This window comes from Citrobacter amalonaticus (assembly GCF_018323885.1).
GTDB classification, from domain to species: Bacteria; Pseudomonadota; Gammaproteobacteria; order Enterobacterales; family Enterobacteriaceae; genus Citrobacter_A; species Citrobacter_A amalonaticus.
The window spans coordinates 4,429,162-4,443,576 of sequence record NZ_AP024585.1; the positions used below are offsets into that span (position 1 = coordinate 4,429,162).

11 protein-coding genes are annotated in these 14,415 nt (G+C 56.6%); 4 read left to right on the forward strand and 7 right to left on the reverse strand.

Annotated features, from left to right (window positions below):
* Positions 1-57: 57 nt before the first annotated feature.
* Positions 58-378 carry a PTS fructose-like transporter subunit IIB gene (locus KI228_RS20925; RefSeq protein WP_044257490.1) on the reverse strand — a complete coding sequence of 107 codons (321 nt, stop codon included), beginning with the start codon at positions 376-378 and terminating at the stop codon, positions 58-60.
* 15 nt (positions 379-393) lie between these two features.
* Positions 394-1,473 (reverse strand): PTS fructose transporter subunit EIIC, encoded by a 1,080-nt coding sequence (locus KI228_RS20930; protein ID WP_044257488.1) that lies wholly within the window; start codon positions 1,471-1,473, stop codon positions 394-396.
* Positions 1,474-1,781: 308 nt separating this feature from the next.
* On the opposite strand from KI228_RS20930, the gene ptsP reads away from it, so the two are divergent.
* From ptsP to gldA, 3 genes are read left to right on the forward strand one after another with little or no spacing between them, the layout of a single operon-like run.
* Positions 1,782-4,283, forward strand: coding sequence for a phosphoenolpyruvate--protein phosphotransferase (ptsP, locus tag KI228_RS20935; RefSeq protein WP_061069495.1), 2,502 nt, complete (start codon positions 1,782-1,784; stop codon positions 4,281-4,283).
* A gap of 11 nt (positions 4,284-4,294) precedes the next feature.
* Positions 4,295-4,957 (forward strand): fructose-6-phosphate aldolase, encoded by a 663-nt coding sequence (fsa, locus tag KI228_RS20940; protein WP_042998940.1) that lies wholly within the window; start codon positions 4,295-4,297, stop codon positions 4,955-4,957.
* A gap of 12 nt (positions 4,958-4,969) precedes the next feature.
* Entirely contained in the window at positions 4,970-6,073 is a 1,104-nt protein-coding gene (gldA, locus tag KI228_RS20945) for a bifunctional L-1,2-propanediol dehydrogenase/glycerol dehydrogenase (protein ID WP_061069494.1), read from the forward strand.
* A 44-nt stretch (positions 6,074-6,117) separates the two neighbouring features.
* Here gldA and KI228_RS20950 read toward each other — a convergent pair whose 3' ends face one another.
* The 4 genes from KI228_RS20950 to KI228_RS20965 form a co-directional block, all read right to left on the reverse strand.
* Positions 6,118-7,023, reverse strand: a complete 906-nt coding sequence (locus KI228_RS20950) for a DMT family transporter (RefSeq protein ID WP_054176974.1) — start codon at positions 7,021-7,023, stop codon at positions 6,118-6,120.
* Between the two features lie 108 nt (positions 7,024-7,131).
* Positions 7,132-9,312: a catalase/peroxidase HPI gene (katG, locus tag KI228_RS20955; protein ID WP_042998937.1), complete on the reverse strand. Its 2,181-nt coding sequence runs from the start codon at positions 9,310-9,312 to the stop codon at positions 7,132-7,134.
* Positions 9,313-9,477: 165 nt separating this feature from the next.
* Entirely contained in the window at positions 9,478-10,368 is an 891-nt protein-coding gene (gene metF / locus KI228_RS20960; RefSeq protein WP_042998936.1) for a methylenetetrahydrofolate reductase, read from the reverse strand.
* A gap of 157 nt (positions 10,369-10,525) precedes the next feature.
* Positions 10,526-11,431 (reverse strand): LysR family transcriptional regulator, encoded by a 906-nt coding sequence (locus KI228_RS20965; protein ID WP_061069493.1) that lies wholly within the window; start codon positions 11,429-11,431, stop codon positions 10,526-10,528.
* Positions 11,432-11,518: 87 nt separating this feature from the next.
* Here KI228_RS20965 and KI228_RS20970 point away from each other — a divergent pair, with 87 nt between their 5' ends.
* Positions 11,519-11,890, forward strand: a complete 372-nt coding sequence (locus tag KI228_RS20970; protein ID WP_212807525.1) for a carboxymuconolactone decarboxylase family protein — start codon at positions 11,519-11,521, stop codon at positions 11,888-11,890.
* 91 nt (positions 11,891-11,981) lie between these two features.
* Here the strand turns inward: KI228_RS20970 and metL are convergent, their stop codons facing one another.
* Positions 11,982-14,414 (reverse strand): bifunctional aspartate kinase/homoserine dehydrogenase II, encoded by a 2,433-nt coding sequence (gene metL, locus KI228_RS20975; protein ID WP_046401646.1) that lies wholly within the window; start codon positions 14,412-14,414, stop codon positions 11,982-11,984.
* Between the last annotated feature and the right edge of the window lies 1 nt (position 14,415).

Here is a 14,415-nt window from a genome sequence, read left to right on the forward strand (position 1 = left end):
AGGCCTACAAATTCGTAGGCCGGATAAGGCAGCGCCGCCATCCGGAACACAAAAAACTTATGCGGTTTGCGCCAGATGCGCGCCAATCTTGTTCATAATCGCGTCGGCGCGTTTTACCGCATCGCTGATGTTGACACGGACGATAGTCTTACCAGCAAAACGCTCCTCAAATTTAATCCCGATATCCTTGGTCAGAATGACGATATCAGCCTGTGCCACATCAGCGGGTGTCAGTTCATTTTCCAGACCAATGGAGCCCTGCGTCTCCACTTTCACTTCCCAGCCTTTCGCTTTGGCTGCACTTTCCAGCGCTTCAGCGGCCATATAGGTATGTGCAACACCTGAAGGACATGCGGTTACTGCAATAATTTTCGTCATGACGCCACTCCTCACTTAATTAATTTCAAAATCTAAATCCAGATCGTCTTCTTTCTCGTCGGTCTGAGAGACATTCTTGCGCGCCAGGCTTTTCAGCACGTTCACACAGATAGCCGTCACCACCGCACCTACCGCCACCGCGGCGACATAACCCAACTTACCTTCAACCACCGGCAGAACAATCAGTCCACCCCAGCCTGCGTAACACTGAGCGCCGAACAATGCCGCCGTGGCCGCACCACAGGCCGAACCCAGCATGATGGAAGGAATGACGCGCAGCGGGTCAGCGGCAGCGAAAGGAATCGCCCCTTCGGTAACGCCCACACATCCCATCACCAGCGCCGCTTTACCGGCTTCGCGCTCTTCAGAAGAGAAATTTTTACGCCCCACCAGCGTCGCCAGTCCTAAGCCCAGCGGCGGCACGCAGATCCCGACCGCCGCAATGGCCACGACGGTGTAAACCCCCTGCGCTACACAAATCAGCATGAAGGCGTAGGCCACTTTGTTGATCGGGCCGCCCATGTCAAAGGCCAGCATCAGCCCCATAATCACGGCTAACATCACGATGCTGCCCTGCTGCATGCCTTGCAGCCACTGGGTCAGACTGGCGGTCAGCGCGCCAACGGGTTCGCCCAGTCCCCACATCATGATGCCCGCCGTAATAAAGGTCCCGATGACAGGAATCACGAAGATGGGCATGACAGAACGCAATACCTTATGGACCGGAATTTTTTTCAGGTAATACACCACAATGCCGCCGATAATCCCGGCAATCAGCGCCCCGAAGAACCCGGCGCCGAAGCTGTTGCCTACCCAGGCACCAATCGCGCATGGTGCCAGCGCGGAGCGTTCCGCAATGGAATAACCAATGTACGCCGCGAGGAAAGGCACCATCAGGGTCAGCCCGGCCACGCCGATATCAAACAGCTTTTTGAGATTCGGATCGGTCGCGGCATCAGGCACCGCCCCTTTCCCATACAGCATGACGGAGACTGCCAGTAAGATGCCGCCCGCAACCACAAAGGGGATCATATGCGACACCCCCGTCATCAGATGCTGACGGGTATTTTTCAGGATGTGTACCAACTCATTCATAAGTCGCTCCCGGGCAGGTGTTTGCCCATATCCATAACGTTGTTGTGGCAAACAATAGGCAATCCGCAAGGTCGCAGACAGTGGATAAAAAGGCCATTTACTGGATTTTTGTAATGTCAGTACAAAAATGCGATCCGCTTCATAAGTTGAAGGATAAGAGAATTCACGGATACCGGGAGGACTTGTGAACTGTCTCCCACTTTTCGCCTTACATTACATTTGTCCAGTTTTTGGCAGAATTGTCACATGGCAGCGAACAAGCAAGGCCTTTTATGCTGTAGACAGAAAACCGTTATGGGAGAAAGGCAATGGCCCTGATTGTGGAATTTACCTGTGAGCTGCCCAATGGCGTCCATGCGCGCCCGGCAAGCCATGTTGAGACCCTGTGTAACACCTTTACTTCACACATTGAGTGGCACAACCTGCGAACCGATCGTAAGGGCAACGCCAAGAGCGCACTGGCGTTGATTGGCACGGATACGCTGGCTGGCGACCCCTGCCAGTTGCTCATTACAGGAGCAGATGAATCCGATGCCCATCAGCGCCTGAGCCTGTGGCTGCGCGACGAGTTCCCCCACTGCGATGCCCCGCTGGCAGAAGCCAGTAACAGCGAATTAGAACCACTACCGGTTTCATTGACTCACCTGAACCCGCAGCTTTTCCGCGCCCGTAGCGTTTGCAGTGGTAGCGCGGGCGGTATCCTGACGCTTCTCTCTTCGCTGGATCTCAACGCGCTCGGCGAACTCCCTGTGGCAGGCGATGTGGAAAGCGAGCAGTCGGCGTTGGATCGCGGCTTAACGCTGCTGGTAAAAAACATTGCGTTTCGTTTGCTCGACAGCGACGGCACCACCAGTGCGATTCTGGAAGCCCACCGTTCGCTGGCGGGCGATACCTCCTTACGTCAGCATTTGCTGGCAGGCGTTTCTCGCGGCTTAAGCTGCGCGCAGGCGATTGTCGACAGCGCCAACCATTTCTGCGATGAGTTTGCCCGTTCCAGCAGTCGCTATTTGCAGGAACGCGCGCTGGACGTTCGCGACGTCTGTTTCCAGTTGCTGCAACACATCTACGGCGAAAAGCGCTTTCCGGCACCGGGAAAGCTGACCCAACCCACCATCTGTATGGCGGATGAGTTGACGCCCAGCCAGTTCCTGGAACTGGACAAAACGTTCCTCAAAGGACTGCTGTTGAAAAGCGGCGGCACCACTTCGCACACGGTGATTCTTGCTCGTTCATTCAACATCCCCACTCTGGTCGGTGTCGCGATTGACGCTTTAACCCCGTGGCTGCAGCAAGAAGTTTATATCGATGGCAATGCAGGAGCGGTGGTGGTCGCGCCTGATGAACCGGTCAGCCGCTACTATCAGCAGGAAGCCCGTGTACACGAGGCGCTGCGCGAGCAACAGCGCGTCTGGCTGACCCAGGAAGCGCGCACGGCCGACGGCATTCGTATGGAAGTTGCCGCCAACATTGCTCACTCCGTGGAAGCGCAGGCGGCATTTGGCAACGGCGCGGAGGCGGTTGGCCTGTTCCGCACCGAAATGCTGTATATGGATCGGCTCAGCGCTCCGGACGAGAACGAGCTGTACAACATTTTTTGCCAGGCGCTGGAATCCGCACAGGGGCGCAGCATTATTGTGCGTACGATGGATATCGGCGGCGATAAGCCCGTTGATTATCTGAATATTCCTGCTGAAGCCAACCCGTTCCTCGGCTATCGCGCCGTGCGTATCTATGAAGAGTACGCCGCGCTGTTTACCACTCAGCTCCGGTCGATCCTGCGCGCATCGGCGCACGGAAGCCTGAAAATTATGATCCCGATGATCTCCTCAATGGAAGAGATCCTGTGGGTGAAAGAGAAACTGGCGGAAGCCAAACAGCAGCTTCGCAATGAACAGATCCCATTTGATGAGAAGATCCCGCTCGGCATTATGCTGGAAGTCCCGTCAGTGATGTTCATCATCGACCAGTGTTGCGAAGAGATTGATTTCTTTAGTATTGGCAGCAATGACCTGACGCAATACCTGTTGGCCGTTGACCGCGATAACGCCAAAGTGACCCGCCACTACAACAGCCTGAACCCCGCCTTTCTGCGCGCGCTGGATTTCGCGGTGCAGGCGGTGCACCGTCAGGGGAAATGGATCGGCCTGTGTGGCGAGCTCGGGGCAAAAGGTTCCGTTCTGCCATTGCTGGTCGGGTTGGGGCTGGATGAAATCAGCATGAGCGCCCCCGCCATTCCTGCCGCTAAAGCGCGAATGGCGCAACTCGACAGTCGCGCCTGCCGACAATTGCTGAATCAGGCGATGGCCTGTCGCACGTCGCTGGAAGTGGAGCATCTGCTGGCGCAGTTCCGCATGTCACAGCAGGATGCCCCACTGGTCACCGCCCAGTGCATCACCCTCGACAGTGACTGGCGCAGCAAAGAAGAGGTGATCAAAGGAATGACCGACAATCTGCTGCTCGCCAGCCGCTGCCGCTACCCCCGCAAACTGGAAGCCGATCTGTGGGCTCGTGAGGCAGTATTCTCTACCGGGCTGGGCTTCAGCTTCGCCATTCCGCACAGCAAATCTGAACACATTGAGCAGTCCACTATCAGCGTGGCACGCCTGAAAGCGCCTGTCCGCTGGGGAGATGACGAGGCGCAGTTCGTCATCATGCTAACGCTCAACAAACACGCGGCGGGGGACCAGCACATGCGTATTTTCTCACGCCTGGCCCGTCGCATTATGCACGAAGAATTTCGCAATGCACTGGTGAATGCCGCGTCTGCCGACGCGATTGCCAGCCTGCTGCAACATGAGCTTGAACTTTAAGAGGAAGCAAAATGGAACTGTATCTGGATAGCGCCAATGTGGCGGAAGTCGAACGTCTGGCCCGCATCTTCCCTATCGCCGGGGTGACGACCAACCCGAGTATTATCGCGGCAAGCAAAGAATCCATCTGGGATGTTCTGCCGCGTCTGCAAAAGGTGATTGGCGAAAACGGCGTTCTGTTTGCCCAGACCATGAGTCGCGATGCGCAGGGAATGGTGAACGAAGCTAAACGTCTGAACAATGCCGTTCCGGGAATTGTGGTGAAAATCCCGGTAACCTCTGAAGGACTGGTCGCCATCAAGCAGTTGAAAAAAGAGGGCATAGTCACCCTGGGAACCGCCGTGTACAGCGCCTCTCAGGGACTACTTGCCGCGCTGGCGGGGGCAAAATATGTCGCGCCTTACGTCAACCGCGTAGATGCCCAGGGCGGAGACGGTATTCGCACCGTTCAGGAATTACAGACGCTACTGGAACGTCATGCCCCGAAAAGCAAAGTGCTGGCCGCCAGTTTCAAGACCCCGCGCCAGGCGCTGGACTGTCTGCTGGTGGGCTGTGAAGCAATCACCCTTCCTTTAGATGTAGCGCAACAAATGCTCGATACCCCTGCGGTAGAGTCAGCTGTTGAGAAGTTTGAGCAAGACTGGAAAAACGCATTCGGTAACATCAACCTGTGAGGGAAATAAGGTATGGATCGCATTATTCAATCCCCTGGTAAGTACATCCAGGGTGCAGATGTCATCACTCGTCTTGGCGAATACCTCAAGCCGTTGGCTGAACGTTGGCTGGTTGTTGGCGACAAATTTGTTCTCGGTTTCGCTCAGGGCGAACTGGAAAAAAGCTTTAAAAACGCAGGACTGGCGCTGGAAGTCGCGCCGTTTGGCGGTGAATGCTCGCAAAACGAGATCGACCGTTTGCGCAGCGTGGCGGAAAATGCGCAGTGTGGCGCGGTGCTCGGCATCGGCGGCGGTAAAACGCTGGATACCGCCAAAGCCCTTGCCCACTTTATGAACCTGCCTGTGGCGATCGCCCCGACCATCGCCTCAACCGATGCGCCCTGCAGCGCACTTTCCGTTATCTACACCGATGCTGGTGAATTTGACCGTTATCTGCTGCTACCGCACAACCCACATATGGTTATCGTCGACACCAAAATCGTTGCCGGCGCCCCGGCGCGTCTGTTAGCCGCAGGGATTGGTGATGCGCTGGCCACGTGGTTTGAAGCACGCGCGTGTTCACGCAGCGGCGCGATCACCATGGCGGGCGGCAAATGCACTCAGGCGGCGCTGGCGCTGGCTGAACTGTGCTACAACACGCTGCTCGAAGAGGGTGAAAAAGCAATGCTCGCCGCCGAGCAGCATGTCGTGACCCCGGCGCTTGAGCGCGTGATTGAGGCCAACACCTATCTGAGCGGCGTCGGCTTTGAAAGCGGCGGTCTGGCTGCCGCGCACGCGGTTCACAACGGTCTGACGGCGATCCCGGATGCGCATCACTATTATCACGGTGAAAAAGTGGCCTTCGGTACGCTGACGCAGCTGATTCTGGAAAACGCGCCGGTTGAAGAGATTGAGACCGTTGCCGCACTGTGCCATTCCGTCGGTCTGCCGATTACGCTGGCGCAACTGGATATCAAACAGGATATCCCGGCGAAGATGCGTATTGTGGCAGAAGCCTCCTGCGCGGAAGGCGAAACCATTCACAACATGCCTGGCGGCGCAACGCCGGATCAGGTTTATGCCGCACTGTTGGTTGCCGACCAGTACGGTCAGCGCTATCTGCAAGAGTGGGAATAACACGCTCTACACTCCCGGCCTCGCCGGGAGTGTTTCTTATCTCATCAGGCCTGTTCGACCACCTGCACCTCACGCTTTTTCCGGCTGACAATTGCCAGCGCCATAACGATCAGCACAATTCCCCCACCCTCAACGGGACCGGGGTTTTCACCAAGCAGCCACCAGGAAAACAGCACGCTACAGACCGGCACCGCCAGGGTGCTTAAGCTGGCGATACTGGCAGGCAAATTCTTCAGGACAAACAGCCACAAACTCCAGGCCAGCGCCGTCGCAAGAATCGCGCTATATCCCAGCGCCCAGAGGACCACCGGCTGCCAGTCAACTTCCCGCTGCGGCACCAGCCAGGCCACCGCACTCATCACCAGCGCGGCATACAACATCTGCCAGGCCGTTAACGACAGCAAATCGACGCGTGGATGGCGGGTATAAAGACGTTTAGCGACAATGGCGCTCGCTCCCCAGCTGACTCCGGAGAGAATCGCCAGCAGAGCGCTCTTCAACGTTGATAAATTCAGTTGCCACGGTTGCAGCACCAGCAGTAACCCTATTGCGGCAATGGCAATTGCGGCGTATTGCAGGCGTCGCAGTCGCTCCCCCAGAAACAGCGCCGCCAGAATAACGACCCAAAACGGCATGGTATAGGTCAGGATAGCGACTTTCCCCGCCCCGCCGCTGACCAGCGCCCACTGACCGAAGCCAATCATCCCGCAGGTCTGCAACAGCGCAATCGCCAGCGTAAACCGAAACGGCGTCGGGTGCAGGCCACGGCCGCGCAAAAGGAGGACGAGGAATAATATTAAGGCTCCGAAGATACAGCGTAATGCAGTGAAGTCGAACGCGCCGATATAGCTCGTGACCTGCTTCATAAAAATCCAGCTATAGCTCCAGATAAGGGTAAGCAAGATAAGACCACCGATTGCCAGTGGATTGCCCTTTCCTGAGACAGACATGATAGATCCAGTAGATTGACGTTTCCTGCGGACACTATACCCCTACAAATACACTTCAGCGACTGCAAGCCGTCGCTGAAGTGGGGTCAGATTACATCAGGGGTGGGCTTACTGCAGGTCGAAACGGTCCAGGTTCATCACTTTCACCCATGCCGCAACAAAGTCCTTCACGAACTTCACGTGCGCATCGCTACCGGCATACACTTCCGCCAGAGCACGCAGCACCGCATGAGAGCCAAAAACCAGGTCCGCACGAGAAGCGGTGTATTTCACTTCACCTGTCTGACGATCGCGACCTTCAAACTGTTCGTTTGACTCATCAACCGGTTTCCATTCGTGACGCATATCCAGCAGGTTGACGAAGAAGTCATTGCTGAGTACACCCGGACGATCGGTAAAGACACCATGTTTACTGCCGTCGTAGTTCGCGCCAAGCACGCGCAGACCACCCACCAGCACGGTCATTTCTGGTGCGGTCAGAGTCAACTGCTGCGCTTTATCGATCAGCAGAGACTCTGTTGTTGCCACGCCAGGTTCACCGCGATAGTTACGGAACCCATCGGCGATCGGTTTGAGGAGCTCAAACATCTCAATATCTGTCTGATCCTGACGCGCATCCACACGACCAGGCGTAAACGGCACATGAATGCTGACACCTGCAGCGCTGGCGGCTTTTTCAACCCCCACGACACCGGCAAGAACAATGATATCGGCCAGCGACGCTTTAGCGGAATCACGCTGGATTTTCTCCAGAACCGGCAGCGCACGCGTAGCAATCGCATTGACATCCCAGCCGCGCTGCGGCGCTAATGCCAGACGCGCACCGTTCGCCCCGCCACGTTTATCCCCCCCGCGGAAGGTCGACGCAGACGCCCACGCAACGGACACCAGTTCACCGACAGAGAGACCGGAATCCGCGATGGCAGACTTCAGGCTCAGGATATCTTCTTCCGTTGGATTGAAGGTGGGTTGCGGCAGCGGGTCCTGCCAAATCAGATCTTCTTTTGGCACTTCCGGACCGATGTAACGCGCTTTCGGCCCCATATCACGGTGGGTCAGTTTGAACCACGCACGGGCGAAGGCTTCGTTAAACGCCTGCGGATCGTTCAGGAAACGGCGGGAAATTTTTTCGAATTCCGGATCAAAACGCAGCGTCAGGTCGGTGACCAGCATCGTCGGCTTACGTTTTTTCGACGGGTCGAATGGATCAGGAATGATTTCTGGCGCATCGACTGCTTCAAACTGGATGGCGCCAGCCGGACTGCGCGTCTGTACCCACTCATATTTGAACAGGTTCTCGAAGAAGTAGTTGCTCCACTGGGTTGGGGTTTGCGTCCAGACCACTTCCAGTCCGGATGTAATCGCATCCGCGCCCACACCGCTACCAAAATCACTTTTCCAGCCTAAACCCTGGTTTTCGATCGGTGCCACTTCCGGGTCCGGGCCGACGTGCGTCGCCGGGCCTGCGCCGTGGGTTTTCCCTAATGTGTGACCGCCGGCAATCAACGCAACGGTCTCTTCGTCGTTCATCCCCATGTTGCCAAAGGTTGCACGAATCGCTGAAGCCGCCGAAAGCGGTTCACCGCTGGCGTTAGGACCTTCCGGGTTAACATAGATCAGCCCCATCTCGGTGGCGGCTAAAGGACGTTTAGCCAGCTCTTCCGGATCACGGTGGGCAAGCCACGTTTTCTCATCGCCCCAGTTTACATCCAGATCCGGTTCCCAGACGTCCTCACGACCCGCACCGAAACCAAAGGTACGGAAGCCGGAGTTTTCCAGCGCAACGTTACCCGCCAGAATAAACAGGTCGGCCCAGGAAATTTTTTGTCCGTATTTTTGCTTGATTGGCCACAGCAGACGACGCGCCTTGTCCAGACTCACGTTATCCGGCCAGGAGTTCAGGGGAGCAAAACGCTGCTGTCCGCGACCTGCGCCGCCGCGTCCGTCAACGGAACGATAGGTACCAGCCCCGTGCCAGGCCATGCGGATAAACAGACCGGCATACGTTCCCCAGTCAGCAGGCCACCACGGTTGAGATTCGGTGAGAAGCGCTCTGAGATCGCCTTTCAGCGCGGAATAATCTAATTTGCTGAATTCTTTGCGGTAATCGAAATCTTCACCCAGCGGGTTTGAGCGATTGGAATGTTGGTTTAACAAGTCGACGCGGAGCTGGTTAGGCCACCAGTCACGGCTGGTTGTTCCTGCTCCAGCGCTCTGGTCATGGCCGCCCTGATGAAAAGGACATTTTCCGGCGGACGTCGGGTTATGGATATCGTCTGGCGTGCTCATCTATATGCTCCCTTTACAGTGTTTACATTACGATATACACCTACAGAGATAAGATATAGTCGAAAAAATCCACAGATTCGATAGCCGATACCTTTTATATTTTTAGTTACAGAGATGTAGATCAAAATGAGGTGTAATAAAGCCCTCCGGGGAGGGCCGAGGCATTTAGATACCGGGTCTGACACCCAGGGTGTGGCAAATGGCATAACTCATTTCAGCGCGGTTAAGTGTATAGAAATGAAAGTCTTTTACGCCTTCCCGGCTTAAAATTTTCACCATGTCCATGGCGATATTTGCTCCCACCAGCTTACGGGTTTCCGCATCGTCATCGAGGCCATTAAACATCTGTGACATCCACGCCGGAATGCGCACATTGGTCATATCGGCAAACTTCTTCGCCTGCTTAAAGTTCGAGACCGGCAGAATGCCAGGGATGATTTCCACGTCGATACCCGCAGAGACGCAGCGGTCACGAAAACGCAGGTAGCTTTCGACATCAAAGAAAAATTGGGTGATGGCGCGGTTCGCCCCGGCATCCACTTTACGTTTCAGGTTGAGCAGATCCGCCTGCGCGCTTTTCGCTTCCGGATGCACTTCCGGGTAAGCGGCGACGGAGATATCAAAGTCGGCCACCTCTTTCAGCAGGCTCACCAGGTCGGCAGCATACATATCGGGCTTACCGCTGCCTGCCGGCAAATCGCCGCGCAGCGCAACGATGTGGCGGATTCCGTTGTTCCAGTAGTCCTGTGCAATAGTACGCAGTTCATCGCGGGTCGCATCAATACAGGTCAGGTGCGGTGCGGCTTCCAGACCGGTGCGATCTTTAATCCCTTTGATGATGCTGTGCGTGCGATCGCGTTCGCCAGAGTTGGCGCCGTAGGTTACCGAAACAAACTTCGGCTTCAGGCTGCTCAGGCGATCGATGGAATTCCACAGGGTTTGCTCCATTTCACTGGTGCGCGGCGGGAAAAACTCGAACGAAACGTTAATCTGACCCTGGACTTCCGCCAGGCTCTGATTCAGGGCTTCCCGCTGGTTGGCGTGAAAAAAGCTCATACCTTACCTCATCAATCGCTTGTCATTATATGTTGTGTTGTGAACATCTATCCGTTTAGACGTCCAGATGTAAAAATGACGGAAAAGCACGATGACGTCAACTGAAAAATCATCGTTGATGGTGAGGAAAAGTCAGGGAAGATGAAAAAAATTCACGTTAGTGGGCTATACCAGCGGACAGCATCATGCTTTTCAGCCATTGTAAGCGGGCAGCGTTCTCCGGCAACATCGCCAGCCCCACCTGAATGCTGAGTTCACCCTCGCTCAGTGGTCGAAAAACCACGCCCTGACGCTGAATAGCGGCAAAGGAAGCAGGGAATAAGCTCAGACCATCGCCATGGGCTATTCGCGCCAGCAGAACGTCATGCTCCAGCGGCTCTTCAAGACAGGCAGGAGCGTAACCTATACGCTGAAAGCGTGCCCGCGTAGCGTCAAAGAAGGCCGGATTTCGTTCCCGGCTAAACCAGAACAGCGGCCGGTGATTAAGTGCTTTCAGGGAGAGGGTGTCACTGCCAGCCTCTGACCAAATGGCAGGTAGCGCTGCGATGAGCGGCTCACGCCAGTCGAGCGGCGTGATGGTCAGTCCGGCGGTCTCCAGCGGCAACGCCACCACGGCAGCATCCAGTTTTCCGCGTCGCACCTGACGTATGAGATCGGGCGAGCCCTGGCGCACAAGACGCAGGGTATCAACCCGGGTATTCAGTTGCGTTTCCAGCGCGGCGAAAACGCCCTGCTCAAATGCCGTCGTCAGCCCCAGACGCAACGACTGCACGCCGTCTGGCGCAAGCTGATTCAGGGCCGCATAGGTTTTATCCTGCTGTTCCAGCAGCGGACGCACGATCTCCAGCACGCGCAGCCCCTCATTCGTCAGCGTCAACCCTTTGGTATGACGGACAAACAGCGTCACCCCCAGACGTTCTTCAAGCTGGCGTATATGGCGGCTAAGCGGCGGTTGCGACATAAACAGTCGCAGGGCTGCCCGGCTCATGTTGTTCTCTTCCGCCACCACGGCAAAGTAACGCAGCAGGCGAATATCCAGAGAGTGCAGAAGCGGTGTTGTCATACCGAAAAGGTATCACGGAAACGGTATTATCCAAATCATTCCACCCACCCTATCCTCACGTCATCACTAACAGATGAGGAAGACACTATGCATTCAGAACGCTTTATCACCGGTCAGAACATGCTACAGCAGGTTGATGGCAAAGGCGGCGATGCCGTCGTCGAGAGCCTGAAGGACATCGCTCCCGACTTCGCTCGCTATCTGATTGAGTTTCCTTTTGGCGACATTTATTCCCGCCCCGGACTGGATTTACGCAGTCGGGAAATCGCCACCGTCGCCGCCTTAACCGCACTGGACAACGCCGCACCGCAGTTGAAGGTTCACATTGCTGCCGCGCTGCATGTCGGGTTAACGCAGGAGGAGATTATTGAGGTCATGATGCAGATGGCAGTGTATGCCGGTTTCCCGGCGGCGCTGAACGGTCTGTTCGCCGCAAAAGAGGTGTTTGCTGGTCGGTAACACGCCGGACAGGATGCTGAAGCATCTTATCCGGCCTGAATTACGCCCGAACCATCGGCCGGATAAGCGCACTGCGCCATCCGGCAAAAAACTACAGCAGCTGCGCCAGACGGTTAATATCCGACTGAATCGCCCCGGCAGTGACGTCACGCCCGGCACCGGGCCCGCGGATCACTAACGGGTTATCGCGATACCAGCGGCTTTCGATAGCAAAGACGTTATCGCACGGCAGCAGCGCTGCCAGCGGATGCTCCGGGCGAACCGCTTCCACGCCAACACGCGCTTTGCCATTGGCGTCGAAACGCGCCACATAGCGCAGTACCAGCCCCATTTCACGGGCCGCTTCCAGACGCTGCACCATCTGATCGTTCAGCTCATCGCCATTCTCAAAGAAGTGGTCGATTGAGCCTTCTTCACAATGCGCGGGAACCAGCGACTCAACGCGGACCTGATCCGGCTCGATGTCATAGCCTGCTTCGCGTGCCAGAATCACCAGCTTGCGCATCACATCTTTACCCGACAGGTCAACGCGCGGATCCGGCTCCGTCAGTCCCTGTTGCCAGGCCTGATCCACCAGATCGGTAAACGGCACAGAGCCATCAAACTGCAGGAACAGCCAGGACAGCGTGCCGGAGAAGATCCCGCTGATCGACAGGATGGTGTCGCCGCTGTCGATCAGATCGCGCACGGTGTGGTTGATCGGCAACCCCGCACCCACGGTCGCGTTATACAGCCAGTGGCGCCCGGTCTTATCAAACGCGTCGTGGATCTGGCGATACTTATTGCTGGTGCTCGCCCCAGCCAGCTTGTTGGCGCTGATGACGTGAAAACCGTGGCTGGCAAAGTCGAGATACTGATCCGCCAGCTGTTCGCTCGCGGTCACATCCAGCACCACCAGATCGTCATACGGGTGTGCGCGCATCCACAGGAACAGCGACTCTTCATCCTGTTCAATGGCTTCATCATTGAAGAACGCCAGCGCCCGGCTGGCGTCCAGCCCTTCGTAGTTCAGCAGGCTGCGACGGCTATCCACCACCCCGGCCAGCACAAATTCAAATCCGGTACGCGCCGAGAGCGTGCTCTGCTCGCGGGCAAACAGCTCAAGCCAGCGGGAGCCGATGTTGCCCTTGCCGAAAAGCACAAGGCCGATGCGTTTTTCAGCGCGGAATATGGACTGATGCAGACCCTGAATCAGGCTCTCCGTTGGGCCGGTACGCAGTACGGCCACCAGGCTGATGCCCTCTTCCGACTGCCAGGTAAATTCTACCGGCTGTCCCTTCAACTGTTGCCAGAAACGATGGCAGTGCAGCGGGTTACGGGTGACGCCTGCGCCCACCATCGCCACCAGCGCCAGCCCCTGACGCAATCGCAGTTCACCCGGCAGACCGGCTTCATCGAGGATTCGCAGGGCACTGTCGGCCACTTCCGAGGTATAGCAGAACTGCAGCAGATGACGATCGGTATGGACGCCAACGGCCAGCGGACGCACCTGTGCACGCTTGAGGACCTGATCGATATCTTTATGCGCCTGCTTAAAGTCCTGGCTGGCGGGCACCTGAAATTCAATCAGGCAGACGTCATCATGGCTGGTCACGATACGCGCACCGGTCCCGGAAGCTAATACACGCTCAATGCGCGTGGAGCCTTGATCTGGCGTATAACTACAGCGCAACTGGAGATCGATATCGCTGCCAGAAACCGGCTGCAGCGTACGGGCGTGCAGAACCGGTGCCGCCAGACGCGCCAGCTCGCTGGCTTCATCCAGACGCAGCAGCGGCAGCAGGCAGGCATCTTTGACTTTACGCGGGTCAGCGCTGTAAACCCCGGCCACGTCACTCCAGATGGTAACGCGGGAAACGCCCGCCAGCGCGCCAATCTGCGTGGCGGAGTAGTCAGAACCATTACGGCCCAGCAGCACCGTTTCACCCGCATTACTACGACTGATAAAACCGGTCACGACCAGACGTTTCTGCGGATGCTGGATCAGCAGTTGCTGTAATAGCGGGTAAGAAAGCCCTTCATCCACCTGCGGTTGCGCAGCGCGCTCAGCGCGTAAGAATTCACGCGCATCCAGCCAGGCCGACTCCATGCCCTGCTGATTGAGCACAGCCGACATCAGACGCGCTGACCATACTTCACCGTGGCCCACGACTTCCGCATAAACGGCGTCATTCACGCCGCTGTCCAGCAGATTGGCCAGACGTTCCAGATCGCTGATAAACAGGCTGGTTAATGCCTCCGCCACGTCGGCGGGAAGCAAGCCGCTAATCAGTTCACACTGATAGCGTCGCAGGGTCTGTTGTACCTGATGCGCAGAGAGGCGATCGGTCTGACTTAATTTCAGCCAACTGATCAGTTGGTTGGTCGTACTGCCCGCAGCGGAAACCACCATCATGTCGTCAGGCTGTGAGTATTCCGCCATGATGCCCGCGACGCGCAGATAACACTTCACGTCAGCCAGACTACTACCACCAAATTTGTGCAGTTGACGACCCTTCGCCCCTGCCTGCGCAATCACACTCATG

Coding starts and splice junctions, on each gene's coding strand:
- KI228_RS20925 (WP_044257490.1), bottom strand. CDS start 378: ATGACGAAAATTATTGCAGTAACCGCATGTCCTTCAGGTGTTGCACAT.
- KI228_RS20930 (WP_044257488.1), bottom strand. CDS start 1,473: ATGAATGAGTTGGTACACATCCTGAAAAATACCCGTCAGCATCTGATG.
- ptsP (WP_061069495.1), top strand. CDS start 1,782: ATGGCCCTGATTGTGGAATTTACCTGTGAGCTGCCCAATGGCGTCCAT.
- fsa (WP_042998940.1), top strand. CDS start 4,295: ATGGAACTGTATCTGGATAGCGCCAATGTGGCGGAAGTCGAACGTCTG.
- gldA (WP_061069494.1), top strand. CDS start 4,970: ATGGATCGCATTATTCAATCCCCTGGTAAGTACATCCAGGGTGCAGAT.
- KI228_RS20950 (WP_054176974.1), bottom strand. CDS start 7,023: ATGTCTGTCTCAGGAAAGGGCAATCCACTGGCAATCGGTGGTCTTATC.
- katG (WP_042998937.1), bottom strand. CDS start 9,312: ATGAGCACGCCAGACGATATCCATAACCCGACGTCCGCCGGAAAATGT.
- metF (WP_042998936.1), bottom strand. CDS start 10,368: ATGAGCTTTTTTCACGCCAACCAGCGGGAAGCCCTGAATCAGAGCCTG.
- KI228_RS20965 (WP_061069493.1), bottom strand. CDS start 11,431: ATGACAACACCGCTTCTGCACTCTCTGGATATTCGCCTGCTGCGTTAC.
- KI228_RS20970 (WP_212807525.1), top strand. CDS start 11,519: ATGCATTCAGAACGCTTTATCACCGGTCAGAACATGCTACAGCAGGTT.
- metL (WP_046401646.1), bottom strand. CDS start 14,414: ATGAGTGTGATTGCGCAGGCAGGGGCGAAGGGTCGTCAACTGCACAAA.